Here is a 19,452-nt window from a genome sequence, read left to right as displayed (position 1 = left end):
CGGGCGGCGCTTCTCGTTTCAGCTCAAGAGACGCGATGCATCAGTCGTCGCTTTTCTGCTTCAGGCCGCGGCGGTACAGCAGATTGTCCGGGTCGGGCTGTTGGCCGCGCCACTTCACGTACATCTGCATCGGATCTTCGGTGCCGCCGCGCGAGAGGATGCTCTGGCGATAGACGTTGCCGATTTCGGCGTTCAGCCCGCCCTGCTCGGTGACGAAAGCGAAGGCGTCGGCGGCCAGCACTTCGCTCCACATGTAGGCGTAGTAGCCGGACGAATAGCCACCCGGGAACACATGGGCGAAGAAGGCGCTGCGGTAGCGCGGCGGCACCGGCGCGAAGTCGACACCGTGCTTGGCCAGCGCGGCCTTCTCGAAGGCTTCGACATCGGTGACCTTGGTACCGACCGGCAGGCTGTGCCACTCCATGTCGAGGAACGAGGCCGCGACGTACTCCAGGGTGTCGAAGCCCTGGTTGAAGCTGGAGGCATTGAGGATCTTCTGCATCAGCTCGGCCGGGATCGGCTCGCCGCTGGCGTGGTGGCGGGCGTAGTTGGCGAGGATTTCGGGGTGCTTGGCCCAGTCTTCCTCGAACTGCGAGGGGAACTCGACGAAGTCGCGCGGCACTGCAGTGCCGGCCAGCGACGGATACTTCACCTTCGAGAACAGCCCGTGCACGCCGTGGCCGACCTCGTGGAACATGGTGGTCACTTCGTCGAAGCTCATCAGCGCCGGCTGGCCTTCGACCGGCTTCGGAATGTTCATGACATTCAGCGCCACCGGCTTCTGGTTCAGCAGTTCGCTCTGGTCGACAAAGGTCGACATCCAGGCGCCGCCACGCTTGCTCGGGCGGGCGAAGTAGTCAGCGTAGAACAGGCCGATCTGGCTGCCGTCGGCGTCAGTCACGTCGAACACGCGCACGTCCGGGTGGTAGACGGGCAGGTCGGTGCGTTCCTTGAAGCTGACACCGTAGAAGCGGTTCAAGGTGTAGAACACGCCATCGGTCAGCACTCGGTTGACCTCGAAATAGGGCTTCACCAGTTCGGGATCGAGGTCGTACTTGGCCGCGCGCACCTGCTCGGCGTAGAACTCCCAGTCCCAAGGCTGCAGCTCGAATCCGCCGCCCTGGCTGTTGATGAGAGCCTGGATGTCGGCCGCTTCGGCCTTGGCGTTGTCAACCACGGTCGGGGCCAGGTCTGACAGCATCTTCAGCACGGCATCCGGAGTCGCAGCCATCTGGGTTTCAAGCTGGAAGGCCGCGTGGCTGGACTTGCCGAGCAGGCTGGCGCGTTCGGCGCGCAGCTCGGCCAGACGCAGCACCATCGCGCGGGTGTCGCCATCGCCATCGCGCAGGCCGCGATTGGCTGAGGCTTCCCACACGCGCTGACGCAGCTCGCGATTGGTCAGCGAGGCCAGCACCGGCTGGCGGGTGGTATTGGTGATTCGGATCAGCCACTTGCCCTCGTGGCCCGCAGCCTTGGCGGCCTCGGACGCGGCGGCAATTTCACCTTCCGACAGCCCATCGAGCTGGGCGACGTCTTCCACCACCACGGCGGCGGCGGTGGTCTGCTTCAGCATGGCCTGCTGGAACGCAGTCATCAGGCCGGCCTGCTCTTCATTCAGAGCGCGGATACGGGTCTTGGTGTCTTCCGACAGCTCGGCGCCGGCGCGTACGAAGCGCAGATGGGTCTGCTCGACCAGGCGCTTGGTTTCGGCGTCCAGATTCGACACTTCACGCGAGTCATAGATCGACTTCACGCGCGCGAACAGCTGAGGATTCAGCAGGATGGCGTCCTGGTGCGCCGCCATTTTCGGCGCGATCTCGGCCTGGATCTTCTGGATCTCAGGGTTGGTGTCGGTGCCGGCCAGGTTGCCGAACACTTTGCTTGTGCGCAGCAGCAGGGCGCCGGAGCGCTCCATCGCTTCCAGCGTGTTGGCAACCGTTGCCGGCTCCGGGTTGTTGGCGATGGTGTCGATTTCCGCAAGCTGCTGCTTCATGCCTTCGGTCAGGGCCGGCAGGTAGTGTTCGTCGCGGATCTTGCTGAAATCCGGTGCCATCAGCGGCAGGCTGCTGGGCGCGAAGAACGGATTGGCTGCCTGGTCGGCGACAGCCGGCGCAGGCGCCGCGGGCGGCGTGTCGGTGGCGGTGCTGGCGGCGGGTGCGGCGCTCTCGCCTTCCGGCGCGGAGCAGGCCGAAAGGCCCAGAGCCAAGGTGATCGCACCGGCAAGTGCGCCGGTGAGCAGGGGGCTACGCATGGGGCAACTCCGTGTAAGCAGGCCGAAAGGACTCCGGATTATAGCAATGGAAAACTCCGCCACCATCCGCCATCGGTTGGGGGCGGATGGGGGCTTGGCGCCGACCGCGACGGCCGAAATGACGCCACCGTTTACCAGCGATAGGTCACGGTGTAGCGGACCGTGGACTTGCCATCGGCCGGAATGCGCAGCTTGAAGTCGACGGTCTGGGCGTCGCGCTTGTCGAAGGCCTGGCTGTTGGCGCTGATGGTCCAGCCGCTCCAGCGGTACAGGTACTCGCGCAGGGTGACCTCGGCCGGCGACTTCTTCCCGTTGCGCACCTCAACCTCGATGGTTTCGGTGATCGTGCGTGCCTTCTCGTCGTAGGCGAAGTCGACCTGACGGCGCTCGCCGCTGATGTCGAAGGCAGTGCCCAACTTGAGGCGCAGGGTTTCACCACGGGCGGTGTGCTTGATCAGGTCCTCGCCGATGAACTCCAGCGCGCCATCGCCGGCGGCCTGGCTCACTCGCACCCTGCCACCGGGCAGGGGCATGCCGAGGCGGTTGGCCTCGGTGTTGGCGAACTCGACAAATGCCCCGGCCTCACCGCTCTGGGTCGCGCCGAAGCCCTGGTCAGTCATCGCCTGGCCCCAGGGCTGGTACATCGGGCTCGCGGTGAACACCAGCTCGCGCCGGCAGTCTGCAGCGGCCACGGCGGGGAACAGTTCGAGCTGCTTCACCGAGTTGTCGGGCAGATCGGTGCGGCGGCCGAGGGTGTAGAGGTGGTACTCGAACAGCTCGGATTCGGCAAAGCCGGCGTCCATGCTGGCTTCAGCGACCATCGCCCGTTGCAGATACTTCGGCTGCTCCGGCGCGGACGGCGCGCGATTGACATCGCCGGCGACGAGCTTCAGGCGTGCATTCGGATAGCTGCCGCCGCTCTGATTGACCAGGCTGACCCAGGCGGCGAGGTCCATCCGGCAGCGGCCGCCTTCGTCATGCAGGGTGACGTTGTAGTCGGTCCACCAGGTCATGCCCTGGGTCTGGTAGCTGACTTGGGTCTGGTGCGCGCCGCCGCGGGCGGCATCGAGTTTCCATACCAGGGTCGGCTTGCTGATCAGGCCGCCGGGCAGGGCCGGAAACTGCACGCTGCTCCAATTGTTCAGCGTCACGACGCTGCCGTCGGCGCGGGCCAGGATCAGCCCGCCATCCGCCGACAGCAAGCTGCCGCTGACGGTCTCGATGCTGTCGCCGCGGACCTGCTCCACGGTCAGCGTCTCACCCAGGTAGCGCTGCAGCAGCTTCTGCTGGCTGACCAGGTCGTACTGGTAGTTCTGCTCCAGTACGCGGGTGCCGGCGGGGTCGGTCAGCGAGCCGAAGCTGACCGTGGTCGGGTCGATACGGCGAGCGACATCGGCGAAGCGCAGCTCGCTGGTGCCGCGGTCGATCTGCAGGGTGCGGCGGTCACTGACCACGCCGTAGCCCGGCAAGCGATCGCCGTAGTCGGCCAGACGTTCAGTGGACAGCGTGCCGGGCGCGGCAGCGCTGTAAACGGTGAGGGCGTAGTCGGGGCTGTCTGCGGCAGCCGCTGAAGTGGCAGTCATGGCCAGGCTCAGTATCGACAGGGGGATGCGCATGGTGGACCTCGTTCGTGGGTTGGACAAATGCCGGCAGGTCGCACGGCAATCGCAATCGGATACGGAGGATGCGCCGGAACGGGGTTGGCGTGCAGGCGAGGCTCGGCGTCACCGTTCAGCTTGGTCGGCGCGACAGTCGCTAAGGCGCCCCTGCGGTTCAAATCTCTTCGCGACCCGCGCGAACGTGCCGAGCGAAAGACGCTGTGGCACGCGGGCGCGCGATTCAGTCGCTGCTGCACGCGTGTGGACGCGATTGAGGCCAGGGCAAACGTGGCAGTTCGCGCACCGGTGCGAGCGTCTGCGCTTTCATGGCGGTGCCGTGAATTCCCTGTTAGCATCCGCGCCGCCTCATGGTGACCGCCCAGGTTCGACGCATTCGAGTTCGGTGGTTTAAACGGGAAGCCAGTGCGCGGCCATCGGTCGCAAGTCTGGAGCTGCCCCCGCAACGGTAGGCGAGTGGATCAGGACTGATCCGGCTTGGGCGTACACCACTGTGCCGAGTGCATGGGAAGGTGCCCAAGTGGAAGGCATGACGCCTTTGCTCGTGAGCCCGGAGACCGGCCTTGAGCGATGTCCCGGCGCGCGGTGGGTGCTGCCTTGGGGTTTGCGCGCCTGCGGTGTGCCTGCCTTTCAAGTCTCCTGTTGTGTCTGCCGGTTGCCCTGAATGCATCCGCGCGGGTTGGCGCGGGCAGGAGTTTTCCCATGTTGCGTGTTGCCAAAACCCCCACCGTGCTTGCGGTGGCGATCGTTTCTGTTCTGAGTATTCCGACTGCGCAGGCGCAGCCCAAGGCGCTTGATCGCATCGTTGTGACCGGCAGCCGCACGGCGCAGACCCAGGACGCCGCGCTGGCGTCGATGACGGTGTTCGATCGCAGCGATATCGAGCGCCTGCAATCAGGCTCACTGCTGGAGTTGTTGCGCGGGGTGCCTGGCCTGTCGATCTCCAACAGCGGCGGCGCTGGCAAGGTCAGCGGGCTGTTTCTGCGCGGCACCGAAGCACGCCATGTGCTGGTGCTGATCGACGGTGTGCGGATCGGCTCGGCCACCACCGGCACGCCGGCGATCCAGGATCTGCCGCTGGAGCAGATCGAGCGTATCGAGATCGTGCGCGGGCCGTTTTCCAGCCTGTACGGCTCGGACGCGATGGGCGGTGTGATCCAGATCTTCACCCGCCAGGCGGCCTCCACGCCCAAAGCCAATGCGCATGTTTCGGTCGGCAGTCTGAGCACCCTGCGTGCCGGGGCCGGCCTGTCGGCGCGTGGCGAGCGCGGCTGGTACAACGTGCAGACTGCGCTGGACGAAACCGACGGCATCAATGCCTGCCGCGGCCAGCCGTTTCCGAACGGCGCCGGTTGCTTCACCGACGAGCCGGATCGCGACGGCTACCAGAACCGCAGCCTGCAGCTCGGCGGTGGCTTGAGCTTCTCGCCCACGCTGAAGCTGGAGGCGCGGGTGCTGCGCGCCGAGTTCGACACCGAGTTCGACGGCAGCTTTACCAATGAGATGGAAGGTGCCCAGCAGGTGTTTTCGAGCCGCCTCGACTACACGCCGACTGAGCGCGTGGCGCTGGCGTTCCGGCTCGGCCACAACAGCGATCTCGCCGACAACTTCAGCGAGGGCGTGTACAGCAGCAGCTTCGACACGCGTCGACGCACGGCCGGCCTGCAGGGCGACTTCTCGCTGGGAGCAGGTGTGCTCAGCGCCGGCCTTGATTGGCATCGCGATGCGGTGACCAGCAGCACGCCCTACGAGATCGATGCACGTACGCAGAAGGCGCTGTTCGCGCAGTGGCAGCAGGGCTTCGGCGCGGCCTCCGTGCAGGTCGCGGCGCGCCACGACGATGACAGCCAGTTCGGCAACGAAACCACTGGCAGCTTGCTGTGGGGCTGGAGCTTCAGCGAGCAGCTGCGGCTGACCGCCAGCGCCGGCAATGCCTTCAAGTCGCCGAGCTTCAATGACCTCTACTTTCCGGAGTATGGCAACCCGAATCTGCAGCCGGAGACCTCGGAGAGTGTCGAGCTCGGCCTGCGCGGCAGCCCGGGCTGGGGCGGCTGGGCGGTGTCGGTGTTCCGCACCGAGATCGATGCCCTGATCGGCTTCGACACCGTGTTGTCCATTCCCGTCAACATCGAGCGCTCGCGCATCGATGGGCTCGAGGCCAGCGCCGAAGGCCAGATTGGAGGAATCGATCTGCGCGCGAGCGCGACCTTCCTCGACGCCCGCAATGATGGCGCTGGGGCGAGCAATGGTAATGAGCTGCCGCGGCGCGCACCGCGTTCGGCCCAGATCGATGCCGATCGCCGCTTCGGGCAGTTCTCGTTCGGCGGCACCGTGTACGCCGCCAGCGCGCGTTTCGACGATCTCGGCAACTTCACCCGTCTGCCCGGCTACGCCACCCTCGACCTGCGCGTGGCCTGGGCCTTCAGCGCGGACTGGAGCCTGCAGCTCGCCGGCAACAACCTGGGCGATCGGCAGTACGAGACTGCTGCGTTCTACAACCAGCCCGGCCGCACCTGGACCCTGGGCCTGCGCTACAGCCCGCAGTAAGCCGTTGCTCCGCGCTGCGCCGCGCCGTGGTGCGCGGCGTAGCGTCCTCTTTCACTGCAAGGATCCGACATGCACAGCCCGACCCGTTCCCGCGCCATCGCCACCCTCGCCGTGCTCGCCCTGTGGATGCTGGTTACCCGCCTGCCCGATGCCAGCCAGCTGCTGCATTTGCGCGATGCCTCGCTGGCGGTGTTCTTCATCGGTGGCCTGCTGCTGCGCCGCACCGCGCCCTTCGTGCTGCTGCTGGCGCTGGCGGTCGGTATCGACGCGCTGGTGTTCGCGCGTACCGACATGCTGCATGTCTGTCTGAGTCCGGCCTATGCCTTCCTGTTCCCGGCCTATGCGCTGCTGTGGTTTGGCGGTCGTGCGCTGTCGCTGCGATTCGATGGCCGCGCGCCCGGCTTGGCGCTGGCGGCGGTGACGGGTGTGGTCTGCGTGGTTGCCTCGTTCGCGATTTCGAACGGCTCGTTTTATCTGCTGAGCGGTGCCTTCGGCGAGCTCAGCCTGGGCGGGTTCGCAAGCCAGTTTCTGCGCTACTCGCCGGGCTTCGTGTTGACCGGCAGCGCCTGGGTCTGCGCCGGCCTGGCCGTCATCGCGTTGCTGCTGCGCCAAGGTGTGCTGGCGCCGACGCCGCGCGCGGCGTGAGCCCGCATCACTGCCCGGCGCTCCTGATCAGCGCGCCGGCCTCCGGCCAGGGCAAGACCAGCTTCACCGCCGCGCTGGCGCGTCTGCATCGGCGCGCCGGGCGTCGCGTGCGAGTGTTCAAGACCGGGCCGGATTTCCTCGACCCGATGGTGCTCGCCTGTGCCGCCGGCACGCCGGTGCTGCAGCTCGACCTGTGGATGGGCGGTGAACCTGAGGTGCGCGCGCGTTTGCATGCGGCCGCCGCCGAGGCGGACCTGATTCTGGTCGAAGGCATGATGGGGCTGTTCGACGGCGTACCCAGTGCGGCCGACCTCGCGCAGACCTTGGGCCTGCCTGTGCTGGCGGTGATTGATGCCAACGCGCTGGCGCAGAGCTTCGGCGCGATCGCGCTGGGGCTGGCGCGCTATCGGCCGCAGCTGAGCTTCGCCGGAGTGGCCGGCAATCGCGTCGCCAGTACTTGGCACACGCGTCTGCTGCGCGAAAGCCTGCCACCGGATTTGCTCTGGTTCGGTGCGCTGTCGCAGTCATCGGAGGGCGCCCTGCCCGAGCGGCATCTGGGCCTGGTGGCGGCCGCCGAGCTGGATGATCTGGATGCCCGAATCAATACACTCGCCGATGGACTTGCAGCGTCGCTGGGTGGTTGCCTGCCGCTGCCGGAGCCAGTCGAGTTCGCGCCTGCGCTGTTGCCCTTCGTCGAGCCCTGGCTGCGCTGCCGCCGCATCGCGATTGCCCGCGACGCGGCGTTCTGTTTCGTCTACGCCGCCAACATCGAGCTGCTGCTGCAGGCGGGCGCGCAGCTGATCGAGTTCTCGCCGCTGGCCGGACACGCCTTGCCGGAGTGCGACGCGCTGTGGCTGCCCGGTGGCTACCCCGAGCTGCATCTGCAGGCGCTGGCGGCGCGCACCGATCTGATGGCCCAGCTGCATGCGCATGTGCAGGCGGGCAAACCGCTGCTGGCGGAATGTGGCGGCCTGCTCGCGCTGCTGACCCATTTGCAGGACGCGGCCGGGCAGGGCGCGTCGATGGCGGGCTTGATCCCCGGTGCCGCGCGCGTCGGCACGCGCCTGGCTGGGCTGGGTTTGCAGCAGGTCGATCTGCCGGAAGGTCGTCTGCGTGGGCACAGCTTCCACTACGCCGAGGCCGTGATCGGCCTCGCCCCGCTCGCACATGCGCTGGATCCGAATGGCGCGCCGACCCGCGAAGCGATCTACCGCGTCCGGCGTTTGACCGCCAGCTTCGTGCATTTCTATTTTCCATCCAATCCCCTGGCGGCCTGCCGTCTGTTCATGGAGTGAACACATGTCGATGAAGATTCCGATGTTGCAGGTTCGCGGCGCCAGATCTCAGCCGGGCCCGTGTCAATGCGCAGCCTGATCCTCGGCGGTGCCCGCTCGGGCAAGAGCGCGCTCGCCGAAACGCTCGCCGCGGAGAGCGGCAAGCACGTGGTCTACATCGCCACTGCCGAGCCGGGCGACGCAGAAATGGCCATGCGTATCGAGCATCACCGGGCCCGCCGCATGGCCGAGTGGATCACCGTCGAATCACCGCGCGGGCTCGCTGCGACCCTGCAGCAGCACGCCGCTGCCGAGCGCTGCCTGCTGGTCGATTGCCTGACCCTGTGGGTGTCGAACCTGCTGTTCGACGAGGGCGAGGCGGTGTGGCAGGACGAGCGTGCGCGACTGCTCGACGTTCTGCCACAGCTGCCCGGCGAGATCCTTCTGGTCAGCAACGAGGTCGGCCTGGGCGTGGTGCCGATGGGCGCGATCAGCCGCCGCTTTGTTGATGAGTCCGGCCGCCTGCATCAGGCGCTCGGCGCGCTGTGCGAACGCGTGCTGTTCGTCGCCGCCGGCCTGCCGATGACCTTGAAAGGTCCGCGCCGATGAGCGCGCCCTGGTGGGCGGCAGCCTGCGCGCAGCCGAGCCGCGCGCACAGCCTTGAGGCGCAGGCGCGGCAGGCCCAGTTGACCAAGCCCAACGGTTCGCTGGGTCAGCTGGAGACCGCGGCGATCACGCTGGCGGGCCTGCAGGCTCGCGCCGAGCCCGCGGTCGAGCGGGTCTGGATCAGCGTGTTCGCCGGCGATCACGGGGTCGCGGCTGAAGGCGTCTCGGCCTTCCCGCAGTCGGTCACCGGCGAGATGCTGCGCAACTTCGCCACCGGCGGCGCTGCCATCTGCGTGCTGGCGCGCACGCTTGGCGCCACGCTCGAAGTGGTGAACCTCGGCACCGTCAACGACCCCGGCGAGCTGCCGGGCGTGCGTCGCGCAGTGATCGCTGCGCAAACCGCCAACCTGCTGCAGGCGCCCGCGCTCAGCTCGGCTCAGCTGGCGAGTGCACTGCAAACCGGCGCGGCTGCGGTGGCGCGTGCGGTTTCGGCCGATGCTGAACTGTTCATCGGCGGCGAGATGGGCATCGGCAATACCACCGCGGCCAGCGCATTGGCCTGCGCCCTGCTGTCGGAAGCACCCGAGCGTCTGGTCGGGCCCGGCACCGGGCTGGATTCCGATGGCCTGGTGCGCAAGCGTGCGGTCATCCGGCGCGCCCTGCTGCGGCATGCCGATGCGCGGACGCCGCTGGACATTCTGGCGGCGCTGGGCGGCTTCGAGATCGCCGCGCTTACCGGCAGCTGCATTGCTGCCGCACAGGCCGGGCTGCCGGTGTTGGTGGACGGGTTCATCGCGACCGTGGCGGCGCTGTTCGCGGTGCATCTCAATCCGGCCTGCCGGCCCTGGCTGCTGTTTGCACACCGCTCGCGCGAGCCGGGGCATGCGCGCCTGTTGACCGCACTCGAAGCCGAGCCTCTGTTGGACCTGGGGCTGCGCTTGGGAGAGGGCACTGGTGCAGCGGTGGCCGTGCCCTTGCTGCGGATGGCCTGCGCCCTGCACGCGCAGATGGCGACCTTCGAACAGGCCCGAGTGAGCTCTGCCAATGCGGGTTGATCTATTGCGCCACGGAGACACCAGCCAAGCCGGCTTTCGCGGCCAGCTTGATGACTCGCTCAGCGCGCTCGGCTGGCAGCAGCTGCAGGCGGTGTGTGCGGAGCTTGCCGGCAGTGCGGGTTGGACCGCCGTGCTGAGTTCACCGCTGCGTCGCTGCGCTGAGTTTGCGCGGGCGCTGGCCCGCGAGCGTGATCTGCCGCTGGTGTTCGATGCCGGCTTGGCCGAGTACGATTTTGGCGATTGGGCCGGCGCTAGTCCGGCTGAACTGTTCAACCGCGATCCAGATGCGCTGGAGCGCTTCTGGCGCGATCCAGTGGCGCATCCGCCGCCCGGTGCAGAGACGATCCTCGCCTTCTCAGCGCGCGTGCGGGCGGCGCTTGATTCGGCGCAAGCTCGCGAGCCCGAGGCCCGCCTGCTGGTGCTCACCCACGGCGGCGTGATTCGCCTGCTGCGCTGCCTGCAGGAGGGGATTCCACTGCAGGCGATGAGCTCGGTCGACGTGGCGCATGCCAGCCTGCACCGGTTGCAGTGGCCCTTGCCCGACGCTGTGCCGGCATGAACGGGCTCTGGTTTGCGCTGGCCTTCCTGACCCGCCTGCCGACGCCCGCGCTCGACTTCAGTGATTCCGCCGCACAGGCCCGGGCCTTGGCCTGGTACCCGCTGGTGGGCCTGTTGATCGGCGCGCTGTTGCTGGCCTTGGCCACGCTGCTGCAGTGGTTGCACGCGCCGGCCCCGCTGGCGGCCGCCTGCGTACTCGCGCTATGGGTGTGGCTGAGCGGAGGCCTGCATCTGGATGGTCTGGCTGACTGCGCCGATGCCTGGGCCGGTGGTCACGGCCAGCGCGAGCGCATTCTGCAGATCCTGAAGGACCCCGCCGCCGGGCCGATGGGCGTGGTCGCGATTGTTCTGGTGCTGCTGCTGAAGTTCGCCGCCCTGCAGGCCTTGCTGACGCAGGGCCCGCTGCTGCTGTTGGCGCCGGTGCTCGGCCGCGTCGCTGCGGTGGCACTCTTCCTGAGCCTGCCGTATGTGCGCGCTGGCGGGCTCGGCGCCCACCTGACTCAGGCGCCACGCGGCGCCTGCCTCGCTGCGGCATGGCTTTCCGCGGTCTCCTGCCTGTTTTTCGGATGGCCAGGCGTTGCCGCTTTGGCGGCTGCCATCGGCGTGTTCATGCACTGGCGGAGCGACTGTCACCAACGTTTGGGTGGCTTCACCGGCGACGCCGCCGGTGCCGCGATCGAGCGGGTCGAGGCGGCTGCGGTAGTTGCTGCGGCACTCGCACTCGCACTCGTCCAGCACGGCTGAGTCGAATCGCGCACCGGCGAGTGCGACGCTTTGGGCGTTGCGAACTGCGGTTCGGCAGCGCCGCAGGAGCGCACGCCGCCTGGCGATCCGCGCCTTCGAAACCGCCTGGCTCCCCCGGCCCTTCACCTCTGGCGCAGGGGAGCAAGATCGTTCAAGTGTCAATGGTCTTTAGAGCCAGCTCCGCCTGTACCCGGAAGTTCGTCGAATCGCGCTCAGTCATCACCCAGCGTGGGATCGCTGTTTGGGAGAAGGTTGACACTGCTGCGGGTGAATCGACCGCCCTGTGTCCCCGGGTAGGTCACGTCAATGCTCACCCGGTTGCCGCTTGCTCCTGCGCCACCGCGGACCAGGTTGAGGGTCAGGCTGCCGATCGGGGCACTGAGTTGCTGAGTCGCTGGCGACGGGCACGAACGGCAGTAGCCGCGGACTTGCCACAGCGGCTGCGGGACACCAGGGGTGAAGGCGTTGATCTGCCCCAGCGCCCAGCGCGGCTCCCCGGTTGCGTCGGCGTAGAACAATACCGAGAACAGTCCATCGCTGCTGCCCGCGCCGTTGAAGCTCTGCAGCGCCAAGCCCCAGCCGCCGTCGCCCGGCGAGTACCAGATGCTGCTGTAGTCGTTGGACACCCGGGTCGGCACGACGACTGGCTGCATGCACCATTGCAGTCGCTGGCCATTGATGGTGGTGGTCATCACGCCCAGTGGACCATCAAGATTGCGCCCTGGCGCACCGTCGCTGCAGGCGGGATGGCGGCGGGCGTCATTGAAGTCGATTCTGATCCGGCCTGCGTAGCGGGCGGAGCTGTCGGATTCGGATTGGTCCGGGCCCAGATAGCGCTGGCGCAGCAGCGAATCGCCGAACGGGTTGTTCTTCGGCAGGAACACCCCGTCGATGACCGGGCCGGTGGCGATGTACCACTCCGGGTCGCCATTGGCGTCGTAGGTGTAGAAGCCCAGGAAGTACTCGGCGGGAAGGCCCGAGATCGACGGCGAGATCAGACGGAAGTCGATGCCGTGGCCGTTGCGGGTCGGGTCGAAGTACTGAAAGCTGTCGGGCAGTTCGAAGCTGCGCTGTGGCATGCGGTTCGAGTTCCAGCCTACATCGCGCAGCACTCCGCCTGCGATGCCGAGCTCGCGCGGGCCGCTCGCGTTGAGCTGAGCCGTCATCAGCTGCACGCCGTAGTTGAACGATGAAATGTGCGAATAGGTCGAGCCCGGCGTCAGCGTCAGCGGCGCATGCAGGCGGATGTAGCCCTCGGGTGCCGGAATCAGCTGGGGTGCGGCGCTCAACGCGTTCGAGCCGGTGAATCGAAGCTGCGGCTCGCTGACCAGAGCCTGCGCGCGCTCCGCATCCGTAATGCGCAGGAACGGACTCAGGGTGCTGCCATCGTTCGACCGGCTGACCACATGACTGCCGTAGATGTCGTCGTACAGCGGGCCGTTGGGCAGGACTCGCCGCTTGCTGCCCACCGGAGCCCCGTCGTCGGGCTCAACCGTTATCAGGCCGAAAAAGCCCAACCCGTGGGTGATCTCATGCATTGCCACGCTGACGAAGCTGGTTGCCGCGCCGGCAGTGGTGAAGCCGTAGTCGAAACTGGCCGCGCCGGCCTGGTCAAGCGAGGAGTTGAAGGTGGCGCGGACGTCAAAGGTGTTGGCGCAGTTGAAGCCACCATCAAGACGGCACACCGTTGTGCCGATCTGTTGCGCGGTGGCGGCCGCCGAGTACCAGGTGAATGGCCGCTCGATGGACGGCATGTAGTAGCCGGGCTGGCCAATGTCGTTCAGAAACAGGTATTCAGGCCCGGCTTGCGCGAGCGTGAAACTGTTACCGGTCGCTGATCCGAGGTCGCTCCAACAGGCCTGGATTCGGACCGGCACGCGTGGCTGCAGCTGAGTGGTTAGCAGGCGCGCGGCTTCCTGTGCCGCCAGGCGGCGCTGCTGGCCCAAAGTGGTGCCGGTGTTGCCGCGGATCGGCGAGCGTGCTTCAGCCGCGTTCCAGCCGCTCACGTCGCAGGGGCGCGAGGCCGTGCCGGCATGGTCGAACACGACCTCGATCGCTGCCGCTTGCGTCGTTGCCGTCAAGCTGGCCGAGAGCGTCGCACTGATCGGGGTGTCTTCGAAATTGACGATGGCAAGATGCCAGCGGCCCGCCCGCAGAGGGATGGCATTGCCCTCATGGATCAGCAGGAATTCGTCGCCGCCGCCGCCGGTCGAGCGGTACTGGGCTTGATCGAACAACTGTTGGATATCGACCCGCGCGCCGCCCTGGTTGCGAAGCTCGAAGGGGCTGCCATAGCGCAGCAGCAGATCGACATCCTTCGACAGATCGGATGCCCGTAATTCCAGCCGCATGCCGCGCGGTCCGGCTGGAACGTCGATGGAATAGGACGACACTACCGAGCTGGGATTGATCGTCATGCTCACCGGGGTGCCCGGTTGAACAGCAATGAACTCCACCTGCGCCTGGGCGAACAGCGGCAGCGCGAGCGTTGCGCAGGCGACAGCGGTGAGCAGGTGGTTCATGGCTGCTCTCCGCTCAGCGAGGGGGCTTCCGGCGCCTCAAGAGCAACCGGGTGGTCCTGATCGCAGCTGAAGCCGATGCTTCCGTCGGCATGCCGATGCCCCCGCAGTGTGAGAATGATCGGCTGTTCGGCGAGCTCGACCATATCGGGCTTGAGGCTCTTCGCCGACTTTCCTGCGGGAACCTGCAGCGGATGCGACACAGGTTTTGTCGGCGATTGGGCGGACACCACGTCAGCCTGCAGTACCAGCAGGCCGGAGATGGCCAGTAACGCGACTTTCATCAGGGATACTCCGGGAGTTCCAAAGGTGTGAGCTGTGATCCATACGCGAACCCGTGCTTGGAATGCGTGTACAGGCGTGCTGCCAGGCCCGAACTCGATGCCTGCACTGATATGGCCCCATCGGGGATTCGCGCGGCGCTCAAGAGTCAATCGGCTTTGCCTGAAAAGCAGATGGCACGTCGGTCATGTCGGTCGGCGTGACGTGCGCAAGCACCGACAATGGACCACGGCCGGGCCGGTACCCGCCCCGCAGCGCGTGTTGTACGTAGCTTACGGCGCCTGCGCAGGCGTTGACGATGCTGGCACCGTCGGCCAGTAGCGCGGCGATCGCAGCCGAAAGCGTGCAGCCGGTGCCGTGCGGGCTGAGATCCAGACGGGTGTGCTCGAACGCGAAGTCGGTGTCCGGGCCGTATAGCCGGTCAACAACCCGGCCGCCTTCGTTCAGGTGTCCGCCCTTCATCAGCGCCCAGGCGGCTCCGGCAGCCCGCAGATCATGCGCAGCCGCAGCCAGCAGAGCGGCGGAGTCGAGCGAGCGGCCCAACAACACTTCGGCCTCCGGCAGGTTCGGTGTGATCACGGAGGCCAAGGGCACCAACTGATCACGCAGCGCTTGCACCGCATCCTCGGCCAGCAGACGTGCGCCCGAACTCGCCACCATGACCGGGTCAAGCACTACCGGCACGCGCGGAAACTGGCGCAGCACCGCGGCGACGCAGCAGATTCGCTCGGCGTCGGCGAGCATTCCAACCTTCACCGCGCGCACATCGAAATCTGCGAACAGATCTTCCATCTGCGCGCGCAGAAACTCGACCGGCGGCAGATGCACGGCACTGACCCCGCGAGTGGTTTGGGCGGTCAAGGCCGCAATCGCGCTGACGCCGTGCACCCCGAAGGCGGCAAAGGTCTTCAGGTCGGCCTGGATACCGGCGCCGCCCCCGGAGTCCGATCCGGCGACGGTCATGACTGTCGAGCAGCGGTCGTGCATGTTCTGTTTCATTTTCGCAACATCCCTTTGGATCTGGCTGAAAGTTTGCCCGATTGCGGTCTCTTGGGCGGGAAAACCCACTGGCGTTGAGGTGGTTGAGCGGTGGAAGCGAAAAGTCGATTGACCACCTGTTGTTTTTTACCCATACTCGCGCCCGGTCTGATGCCAAAATCAGACGGCGCCCGAGGGGGGTTTGTGCGACGTTCCTGGTCAGTGTTTCCCATCCGCGTGTTGACTTGCTCCGCTAGCGCCTTGGTGGCTGGCGTACCTGTCGCCGCCGCCGCGGGATCGGATTCCGAAGTTTGGCGCGGGTATGCACGCGACAGCATCCAGCCGGCCTTTGACTGGGCTCGAACCGTAGACACGAGCCCGCCGAAGCAGGGCGATTCGGAAATCGAGGCGGCGCGCAAGCGCTTGACCCTCAGTATCCAGTCCGCCAGTACTGGTGGAGTGCTCGCTGGCGAGGGCGCCGGTCCATTGCGCCGCTTCGGTCTCCCCGGCACAGCCTTTGGGCCTGCAGGTGGTGTTCGCTTTACCAGCTCTTCGTTCATGCCTGAACTCCAGGCTGAACTGGGCGCGCGCGCTCAGCTGCGCGCTGGCGTCACCATCGCAAGTCAGCGCTTCGCCACGCCGGGCTTTGGTGAGGTGCGTGCGTACGGGCAGATGTTCGGTCTTCCAACCGTAGCGGGCTCTGGCGGCAGCGTTGAGCAGTCATTCGGCCAAGGCGTGCATGCTTCGGTCGATACGCGCCTGTCGGATCGCGTGGGACTTGGCCTGAGCGCTCAGTCGCGCGTGGACATGGACGCATTCAAGTCGTACCGCGGGGTGTTCACTGAGCCCGGTGACTTCGACATGCCCGCACGCACGGGGCTGTCGATGGAGTGGCTCGCAGCCGCGCCATTGAGTATCAGTTTCGGTGTCGAGAGGGTGCTTTACAGCGGAGTCAACGCGTTTACCAGCCGCGCTCTGCCGCCGCGCTTCTTGGCTTTCCTCGGCGATGGATCGTCACCGCGCTTTGCTTGGCGCGACCTCACCGTCTACAGCGTGGAGAGCGAGCTGAAGGATGCCTCGGGCGGACAGTGGATTCTGCGTTGGACCTCGCGGCAGCAACCGTCTCCGACCTCAGCGCTGCTCGACTTCGCGCTCAGCGATACCTACAGCGACACCAATGTGTTGGCGAGCTACCAGCGTGAACTCGGTAGCGCGGGCAGTTTGAGCTTCGGCGCCAGTTATGCGCCATCCCAGTACATCCTCGGCGCGGGCTCGTTTGGCAGCCGCTTCAGCGAAGGCGCCCAGCTTGAAGTCGAGATGAACTGGTCGATGCGCTTCTAGTTTTTTGCTTCGCCTTTGCGGCGATGGCAATCCGCGTAAGTCAAGTACACAGGGCTTGATTTTGCAGGGCTCCTTCGGGAGCCCTCTTTTTTGCGCGTGTGCTTTTGGGCGTGATCGGCAGCATGACGGGCGGAATCGCGTCCGCGGTCGCTGCCGCTCCGGAGCGAATTTGCCACCCAAGGATTCCACTGCAGGCAGACGCCTGACGGCTCACGGGCCGCACTCCCCGTCGCCTCGCTGCCCGATAGCGCGCGGCGACATCCAGCCACGAACTGCGCCGCTCAGCGTATGCAAAGGCGCTCAGTTGAACGCGGCTGCGTAGCCCGAAGTCACCAGCGACTTCTGCACCAGTTCGCACACTTTCAGATTGCCGGCGACGATCTGGCCGCTCTTGAAGCTGCTGTTGCCGCCATTGAAGTCGCAGATGCGACCGCCGGCTTCACGCACCAGCAGAACGCCGGCGGCGATGTCCCAGGGCATGACGCCGGCTTCGAAGTAGGCGTCAGCGCGACCGCAGGCGACATACGCGAGGTCGAGCGCCGCCGAACCGGTGCGTCGCACGTCTTCAGCATCGCGCATCAACTCGCGTACGGCTTCGAGCTGGGCGCCGATCCTGGAGCGCTGGCGCGGCGCAAAGCCGGTGATCAGCATCGCGCCGGACAGGTCCGGGCGCTGGGCGACGCGGATGCGCTTGTCGTTGAGCAAGGCGCCGGCGCCCTTGCTGGCGGTGTAGATCTCGTTGCGCAGCGGATCGTAGATCACGCCAAGTACGGGCTCGCCGCTGTCGAGCAGGGCGATCGAGACGCAGAAATGCGGGATGCCGTGCAGAAAGTTGCTGGTGCCGTCGAGAGGATCGATCACCCAGGTGTAGCGAGACTTGCCGGTCTGACCGGATTCCTCGGCGAGGAAGGCGTGGTCGGGGAAGGCCCGCTTCAGTTCGCGAATGATCTCGGCTTCGGCCTGGGCATCCACTTCACTGGCATAATCCTGCTTCGATTTCTCAAAGACGCTCAAGGACTCGATCCGGCCAACATGGCGCAGGATCAGGTCGCCGGCACGGCGTGCCGCCTTGACCACGATATTGATCGCGGGCTTCTGCATACGGGTCTCTCGCTGGGCAAAGAACAGGTACAGCCTACTGGCTGACCTTGACGGCCGCGGAGTGTACTGCAAAGCCCCGTCGGCGTCCCTTCCGGGCGCTGAATACTTGCCGGATTGCCCACCCATGCTCGACTCCATCGCCATCGTACTGGTTGCCACCCAACACCCTGGCAATATCGGTTCGACCGCCCGCGCAATGAAGACCATGGGTCTGTCGAAGCTGCGTCTGGTGCAGCCTGAGCAGTTCCCCGATATCCAGGCCCACACCATGGCTGCGGGTGCCGACGATGTGCTGGAGAACGCCCAGGTATTCGAGCGGCTGGAGGATGCTCTCGCGGATTGCCGACTGGCGCTGGGCTGCACTGCACGTCAGCGCGGCGTGCCGCTGCCGCAGTACGACCCGCGGCAGGGCTCCGCGCTGATGTTGGAGGCGACTCGCAGCGGCACGGTGGCTTTGGTGTTCGGGCGTGAGCGCACCGGCCTGTACAACGAGGAGCTGCAGCGCTGTCAGGCGGCGGTGCATATCCCGGCCAATCCGGGCTACAGCTCGCTGAACCTGGCGCAGGCGGTGCAGGTCTTGGCCTATGAGCTGCGCATGGGGGCACTGGCTGCTGCGGAGGGATCTCAGCCGGCGCCCGCCATCGCTCCGCCGGGCGTATCGCTGGAGCGCGCCGATTCGATGGCGACCCAGGGCCAGGTCGAGCGCTTCTTCGTGCATCTGGATCAGACCCTGCACGACATCGATTTCCACAAGGGCCGTTCGCCGGATGTGGTGATGCAGCGTCTGCGGCGGGTGTTTTTGCGTGCGGCGGTGGATACGCGCGAGCTGCGCGTACTGCACGGCATTCTTGCCGATGCGCAGCGCATGGCCAGCCTGGCCCTGCAGTCGGGCCTGCACGTGCCGACGCCGGTGCGCAAGGCCGAAGCGGCGGCCGCACGCGCCGCAGCCGCGGCAGAAGGCGATGACGCCGACGCTTCACCCTGAGTCGGCGCGGCTGCGCTGAACATCGCCGCATGAAGGCCTTCTACTGCCACCACTTCGTGCTGCCGCTGCCGCCGGAGCACCGCTTTCCGATGGACAAGTACCGGCGCCTGTTTGAACGCGTGCAGCCCTTGGCGCAGTCGTCAGGCCTGCAGCTCTACGAACCCACGCCCGCCTTGCTTGACGACCTGCTGCGCGTGCATTGCCCGCAGTACGTCGAGCGCATGCTGCAGGGACGGGCCAGCGAGGCGGAGCTGCGGCGGATCGGGTTTCCGTGGTCGCCGGGCATGGTCGACCGCTCGCGGCGTTCGTCAGGCGGCACGATCGGTGCGCTGACTGCGGCCCTGGCCGGCGATGGTGTCGGCGTGAATCTGGCCGGCGGCACCCACCATGCGGGCTTCAACCGTGGCGGCGGCTACTGCGTGTTCAACGATTCTGTGGTGGCTGCGCGCCACGTGCAGGCGGCAGGATTGGCCGATCGGCTGCTGGTGGTCGACCTTGACGTGCATCAGGGCGATGGCACCGCGGCGATCTGCGCGGATGACCCGAGCATCTATACCTTCTCGATGCATGCTGAACGCAATTACCCGGCAGTGAAGCCCGCCTCGGATCTCGATGTCGCGCTGGAAGATGGCGTTGATGACGCTCGCTATCTTGAGCTGCTGGATCATCACCTGCCGCGCGCGATCAGCGCGGCGCGTCCGGATGCCGTGATCTATCTGGCCGGTGCGGATCCGTTCGAAGGCGATCGCTTGGGCTACCTCAAGCTGAGCAAGGAGGGACTGCTGGAGCGCGACCGGCGTGTGCTGGCGAGCTGCCGCCGCCACGGCCTGCCGCTGTCGATCAGCATGGCCGGCGGCTACGCCCCTGTCATCGACGACATCGTCGACATCCACTTCGCCACGGTCAGCGCGGCGCTGGAGCATTGGCGCGGTGGGGCGTGAGCGCGAGCG

At 66.6% G+C, this 19,452-nt stretch carries 16 protein-coding genes and 1 riboswitch; of the genes, 10 read left to right on the top strand and 6 right to left on the bottom strand.

Annotation, left to right across the window (positions count from 1 at the left end):
* Window positions 1–40: 40 nt before the first annotated feature.
* Together ACIQ7H_RS06720 and ACIQ7H_RS06715 are read right to left on the bottom strand one after the other, a co-directional pair.
* On the bottom strand, window positions 41–2,251 hold the full coding sequence (locus ACIQ7H_RS06720) for a M3 family metallopeptidase (protein ID WP_395789682.1): 2,211 nt from the start codon (window positions 2,249–2,251) through the stop codon (window positions 41–43).
* 131 nt (window positions 2,252–2,382) lie between these two features.
* Complete coding sequence (locus ACIQ7H_RS06715; protein ID WP_395789680.1) at window positions 2,383–3,867, bottom strand: DUF4139 domain-containing protein; 1,485 nt, start codon at window positions 3,865–3,867, stop codon at window positions 2,383–2,385.
* Between the two features lie 346 nt (window positions 3,868–4,213).
* A riboswitch (cobalamin riboswitch) is annotated at window positions 4,214–4,448 on the top strand.
* Window positions 4,449–4,569: 121 nt separating this feature from the next.
* Here ACIQ7H_RS06715 and btuB point away from each other — a divergent pair.
* The 7 genes from btuB to ACIQ7H_RS06680 all read left to right on the top strand — a co-directional run bounded on the left by btuB (window position 4,570) and on the right by ACIQ7H_RS06680 (window position 11,296).
* Window positions 4,570–6,414, top strand: coding sequence for a TonB-dependent vitamin B12 receptor (btuB, locus tag ACIQ7H_RS06710; RefSeq protein WP_395789678.1), 1,845 nt, complete (start codon window positions 4,570–4,572; stop codon window positions 6,412–6,414).
* A 69-nt stretch (window positions 6,415–6,483) separates the two neighbouring features.
* Entirely contained in the window at window positions 6,484–7,059 is a 576-nt protein-coding gene (locus tag ACIQ7H_RS06705; protein ID WP_395789676.1) for a hypothetical protein, read from the top strand.
* Window positions 7,056–8,354: a cobyrinate a,c-diamide synthase gene (locus ACIQ7H_RS06700; RefSeq protein ID WP_395789674.1), complete on the top strand. Its 1,299-nt coding sequence runs from the start codon at window positions 7,056–7,058 to the stop codon at window positions 8,352–8,354. Before ACIQ7H_RS06705 ends, ACIQ7H_RS06700 begins: the two co-directional genes overlap by 4 nt.
* A 66-nt stretch (window positions 8,355–8,420) precedes the next feature.
* Window positions 8,421–8,942: a bifunctional adenosylcobinamide kinase/adenosylcobinamide-phosphate guanylyltransferase gene (gene cobU, locus ACIQ7H_RS06695; protein ID WP_395789672.1), complete on the top strand. Its 522-nt coding sequence runs from the start codon at window positions 8,421–8,423 to the stop codon at window positions 8,940–8,942.
* Entirely contained in the window at window positions 8,939–9,994 is a 1,056-nt protein-coding gene (gene cobT, locus ACIQ7H_RS06690; RefSeq protein WP_395789670.1) for a nicotinate-nucleotide--dimethylbenzimidazole phosphoribosyltransferase, read from the top strand. Before cobU ends, cobT begins: the two co-directional genes overlap by 4 nt.
* Window positions 9,984–10,553: a histidine phosphatase family protein gene (locus ACIQ7H_RS06685; protein WP_395789668.1), complete on the top strand. Its 570-nt coding sequence runs from the start codon at window positions 9,984–9,986 to the stop codon at window positions 10,551–10,553. The genes cobT and ACIQ7H_RS06685 overlap by 11 nt, the downstream gene beginning before the upstream one ends.
* Window positions 10,550–11,296: an adenosylcobinamide-GDP ribazoletransferase gene (locus tag ACIQ7H_RS06680; protein WP_395789666.1), complete on the top strand. Its 747-nt coding sequence runs from the start codon at window positions 10,550–10,552 to the stop codon at window positions 11,294–11,296. Before ACIQ7H_RS06685 ends, ACIQ7H_RS06680 begins: the two co-directional genes overlap by 4 nt.
* Window positions 11,297–11,508: 212 nt before the next feature.
* Here the strand turns inward: ACIQ7H_RS06680 and ACIQ7H_RS06675 are convergent, their stop codons facing one another.
* From ACIQ7H_RS06675 to thiD, 3 genes are all read right to left on the bottom strand, one after another.
* Window positions 11,509–13,818, bottom strand: coding sequence for a hypothetical protein (locus ACIQ7H_RS06675; protein WP_395789664.1), 2,310 nt, complete (start codon window positions 13,816–13,818; stop codon window positions 11,509–11,511).
* The gene (locus ACIQ7H_RS06670) at window positions 13,815–14,099 is read right to left on the bottom strand and encodes a hypothetical protein (RefSeq protein ID WP_395789662.1); all 285 of its coding nucleotides are present in this window, start codon (window positions 14,097–14,099) and stop codon (window positions 13,815–13,817) included. The genes ACIQ7H_RS06675 and ACIQ7H_RS06670 overlap by 4 nt, the downstream gene beginning before the upstream one ends.
* Before the next feature lie 139 nt (window positions 14,100–14,238).
* Window positions 14,239–15,084 (bottom strand): bifunctional hydroxymethylpyrimidine kinase/phosphomethylpyrimidine kinase, encoded by an 846-nt coding sequence (gene thiD, locus ACIQ7H_RS06665; protein ID WP_395789684.1) that lies wholly within the window; start codon window positions 15,082–15,084, stop codon window positions 14,239–14,241.
* A 549-nt stretch (window positions 15,085–15,633) separates the two neighbouring features.
* On the opposite strand from thiD, the gene ACIQ7H_RS06660 reads away from it, so the two are divergent.
* Window positions 15,634–16,416, top strand: a complete 783-nt coding sequence (locus ACIQ7H_RS06660) for a hypothetical protein (protein ID WP_395789660.1) — start codon at window positions 15,634–15,636, stop codon at window positions 16,414–16,416.
* 300 nt (window positions 16,417–16,716) lie between these two features.
* Here ACIQ7H_RS06660 and ACIQ7H_RS06655 read toward each other — a convergent pair whose 3' ends face one another.
* Entirely contained in the window at window positions 16,717–17,517 is an 801-nt protein-coding gene (locus ACIQ7H_RS06655) for an inositol monophosphatase family protein (RefSeq protein ID WP_395789658.1), read from the bottom strand.
* A gap of 124 nt (window positions 17,518–17,641) precedes the next feature.
* Here ACIQ7H_RS06655 and ACIQ7H_RS06650 point away from each other — a divergent pair, with 124 nt between their 5' ends.
* Both ACIQ7H_RS06650 and ACIQ7H_RS06645 read left to right on the top strand, forming a co-directional pair.
* The gene (locus tag ACIQ7H_RS06650; protein ID WP_395789656.1) at window positions 17,642–18,502 is read left to right on the top strand and encodes an RNA methyltransferase; all 861 of its coding nucleotides are present in this window, start codon (window positions 17,642–17,644) and stop codon (window positions 18,500–18,502) included.
* Window positions 18,503–18,531: 29 nt separating this feature from the next.
* Complete coding sequence (locus ACIQ7H_RS06645) at window positions 18,532–19,443, top strand: histone deacetylase (RefSeq protein WP_395789654.1); 912 nt, start codon at window positions 18,532–18,534, stop codon at window positions 19,441–19,443.
* The last annotated feature ends 9 nt before the right edge of the window (window positions 19,444–19,452 follow it).

The organism is Aquimonas sp., from assembly GCF_044377145.1.
In the GTDB taxonomy this organism is placed as follows: Bacteria; Pseudomonadota; Gammaproteobacteria; order Xanthomonadales; family Xanthomonadaceae; genus Aquimonas.
This window is presented reverse-complemented; position numbering and strand designations above follow the sequence as displayed.